Origin of the sequence: Variovorax sp. KBW07 (genome assembly GCF_003852515.1) — a bacterium.
Classification (GTDB): domain Bacteria; phylum Pseudomonadota; class Gammaproteobacteria; order Burkholderiales; family Burkholderiaceae_C; genus Variovorax.
Map to the genome: position 1 here is coordinate 1 of NZ_QAJK01000179.1, position 3,004 is coordinate 3,004.

The 3,004-nt window shown below is 65.8% G+C and carries 3 protein-coding genes; 2 read left to right on the forward strand and 1 reads right to left on the reverse strand.

What is annotated here, in order from left to right:
* Positions 1-61: 61 nt before the first annotated feature.
* Positions 62-1,090 carry an AraC family transcriptional regulator gene (locus tag DBV14_RS30020; protein ID WP_124465060.1) on the reverse strand — a complete coding sequence of 343 codons (1,029 nt, stop codon included), beginning with the start codon at positions 1,088-1,090 and terminating at the stop codon, positions 62-64.
* Between the two features lie 144 nt (positions 1,091-1,234).
* Between DBV14_RS30020 and DBV14_RS30025 the strand changes: the two genes are divergently transcribed.
* Both DBV14_RS30025 and DBV14_RS34065 read left to right on the forward strand, forming a co-directional pair.
* Entirely contained in the window at positions 1,235-2,407 is a 1,173-nt protein-coding gene (locus DBV14_RS30025; protein WP_124465062.1) for an isovaleryl-CoA dehydrogenase, read from the forward strand.
* A 79-nt stretch (positions 2,408-2,486) separates the two neighbouring features.
* On the forward strand, positions 2,487-3,004 hold a 518-nt coding region (locus DBV14_RS34065; protein WP_260397277.1), incomplete at its 3' end, for an AMP-binding protein.

A 3,004-nucleotide genomic window follows, 5' to 3' on the forward strand; every position in this document is an offset into this window, starting at 1 on the left:
TCGCACTCGCCCCGAATGAACCCGCATCCGCACCCGCATCCGAGTCGGCCCCAGAAACTGTCTACAGCCCCAACTGCCGAAAGTCCCGAGGCGCGTGCCCCGTCCACTGCAGGAACGCCCGCGAAAAACTCTTCTCGTTGCGAAACCCGACGGACAGCGCCACCTGCTTGATCGGCCGCGTAGTTCGCCGCAACTGGTCCACCGCCAGCTCGTGCCGCACCTCGTTCTTCAACGTTTGCAAAGAAGTCCCTTCCTCGTGCAGTTGACGGTGCAGCGTCCGGCCCGACACGTTGAGCAGCCCCGCCAGCGCCTCCGCAGTCGTTGCCTCGCTCGCGCGTGAACGCAACAGCTCGCGCACACGCTGCCCCAGCAGGCGGTCGCGACGGTACTGCAGGATCGTGAGCGGCAAGGCGCGCTTCAGCATCGTGCGCAGCGCGCGCTCGTCGCGCTGCAGCGGCAGGGCCAGGTATCGCTCGTCGAAGCTGATGCTCGCCTGCGGCGCATCGAAGCGAACCTCCGGCGTGAACATCGGCGCGTAGGCGTCGCGATGCGGCGGCGCAGCAAACGGGAAGGTCGCGCTGCGCAGCGAAATGCGCGAGTCGATGGCCCAGCACATGTAGCCGTGCATGAAGCGCAGGCTCGTCACCAGGCAGAACTCGCGGAAGGCCTCGTCCAGCGGGCGGTTCTCGGTGATGCGCAAGGTGGCCACGCCGCCCGCCACTTCGAGCGCCAGGCCTATGTCTTCCGTCAGCAGGCGGTGGTGGCGGCACCAGCGCTTGATGGCCACGCCCAGGTCGGGCGAGGTCAGCGAGGCACGGCACAGCATGCCGTAGCTGCCCCAGGGCAGGCGCCGCGAGAACCAGCCGAGCGCCTCGTCGTCGAGCTCCTGCATGGCGTGTTCGGACAGCGCCTCGAACTGGGCGGCCGTCACGCGCGCGCCCGGCCGCACCAGTTCGCGCGGCGTGATCTGTGCCGCTTTCAGGGCCTCGTCCGGGTCCATGCCGTAGCGCTCGTAGCCCTGGACGATGGCTCGTACGAAGGCCATCGGCGTGACGGCGCGGGCGGGTCTGAGGAACGATGGGGAAGACATGGCTTGGCGATCCGGGCGTGGCGCAATTTGCAACCATTGTGGCGCCAATTGCGGCGCCACGAGGCGTAAGCTGCGATCTTTCAAGCAAGCGCCATCCAGCGCGGGTAGCACTGCGCGCCGACCCCTTCAGAGGAGACAACCCCCATGCACGATCCCGGCCTGAACTTCGACCTGGGCGACACCATCGACTCGCTGCGCAGCGCGATCCAGGATTTCGCCGCCAACGAAATCGCCCCCCGCGCCGCCGACATCGATCGCGACAACCTGTTCCCGCACGACCTCTGGCAAAAGCTGGGCGAGCTCGGGCTGCACGGCATGACGGTGAAGGAAGAGTTCGGCGGCACCGAGCTGGGCTACCTTGCGCACATCGTGGCCATGGAAGAAGTCTCGCGCGCCTCGGCCTCGGTGGGCCTGTCTTATGGCGCGCACTCCAACCTGTGCGTGAACCAGATCCACCGCAACGGCAGCGACGCGCAAAAGAAAAAGTACCTGCCCAAGCTGGTGAGCGGCGAGCACGTCGGCGCACTGGCCATGAGCGAGCCCAATGCCGGCTCCGACGTGGTGAGCATGAAGCTCAAGGCCGAGAAGAAGAACGGCTACTACGTGCTCAACGGCGGCAAGATGTGGATCACCAACGGCGGCGACGCCGACACGCTGGTCATCTACGCCAAGACCGAACCCGAAATGGGCGCGCGCGGCATGACGGCCTTCATCGTGGAAAAGAATTTCAAAGGTTTTTCGGCAGGCACCAAGCTCGACAAGCTCGGCATGCGCGGCTCCAACACCTTCCCCCTGTTCTTCGACAACTGCGAAGTGCCGGAAGAAAACGTGCTCGGCGGCGAAGGCATGGGCGCCAAGGTGCTGATGAGCGGCCTCGACTACGAACGCGCGGTGCTGTCGGGTGGCCCGCTGGGCATCATGGCCGCGTGCATGGACGCGGTGCTGCCCTTCATTCACGAGCGCAAGCAGTTCGGCCAGAGCATCGGCGAGTTCCAGCTCATGCAGGGCAAGCTGGCCGACATGTACTCGACGTGGCAGGCCACGCGCGCCTACGTGTATGCCGTGGGCAAGGCCTGCGACCGCAACGACCATGCGCGCACCTTCCGCAAGGACGCGGCGGGCGCCATCCTGTATTCGGCCGAAAAGGCAACGTGGATGGCCGGCGAAGCCATTCAGGCGCTGGGCGGCGTGGGCTACACCAAAGACTTTCCGGTGGAGCGGCTGTGGCGCGACGCCAAGCTGTACGAGATCGGCGCGGGCACGAGCGAGATCCGCCGCATGCTGATCGGTCGCGAGCTGTTCGCGGAAACCGCCTGAGCATGCGCGCTGCTGCCTCCTCTTGCTCCCTCTCCCTCTGGNNCCAAGGGGAGAGGGAGCAAGACAAGGAGACAAGACGATGCCACTGACGCAAAGCATGGCCCAAGGCGCCACCGACGTCCCCCTCATCGAACAACCCATCGGCGACTTCTTCGACGACATGGTCGAGAAGCAGCCCGACCGCGAAGCCCTCGTCAGCCGCCACGAAGGACAGCGCTTCAGCTACCGCGAGTTGCAGACCGAATCCAACAAGCTCGCCAGCGCGCTGCTGAACCTCGGCCTCGTGGCCGGCGACCGCGTCGGCATCTGGTCGCACAACAACGTGCCGTGGGTGCTGATGCAGATCGCCACCGCCAAGGTCGGCCTGATCCTCGTCAACATCAACCCCGCCTACCGCACCTCCGAGCTCGAATACGCGCTCAACAAGGTCGGTTGCAAGGCGCTGGTGACCATGTCGCAGTTCAAGACCAGCGACTACCTGGGCATGCTGCGCGAACTGGGCCCCAAGCGCCTGCCGCAGCTGCAGCACATCTTCTGGATCGACGGCAAGGTCGCCGCCGATGTGGAAGAGCCGGGCATGCGGCGCTTCAGCGAATT

Bases quoted from the DNA above. Each gene is read 5' to 3' on its own strand.
- DBV14_RS30020 (WP_124465060.1), bottom strand. From the start codon at position 1,090: ATGTCTTCCCCATCGTTCCTCAGACCCGCCCGCGCCGTCACGCCGATG.
- DBV14_RS30025 (WP_124465062.1), top strand. From the start codon at position 1,235: ATGCACGATCCCGGCCTGAACTTCGACCTGGGCGACACCATCGACTCG.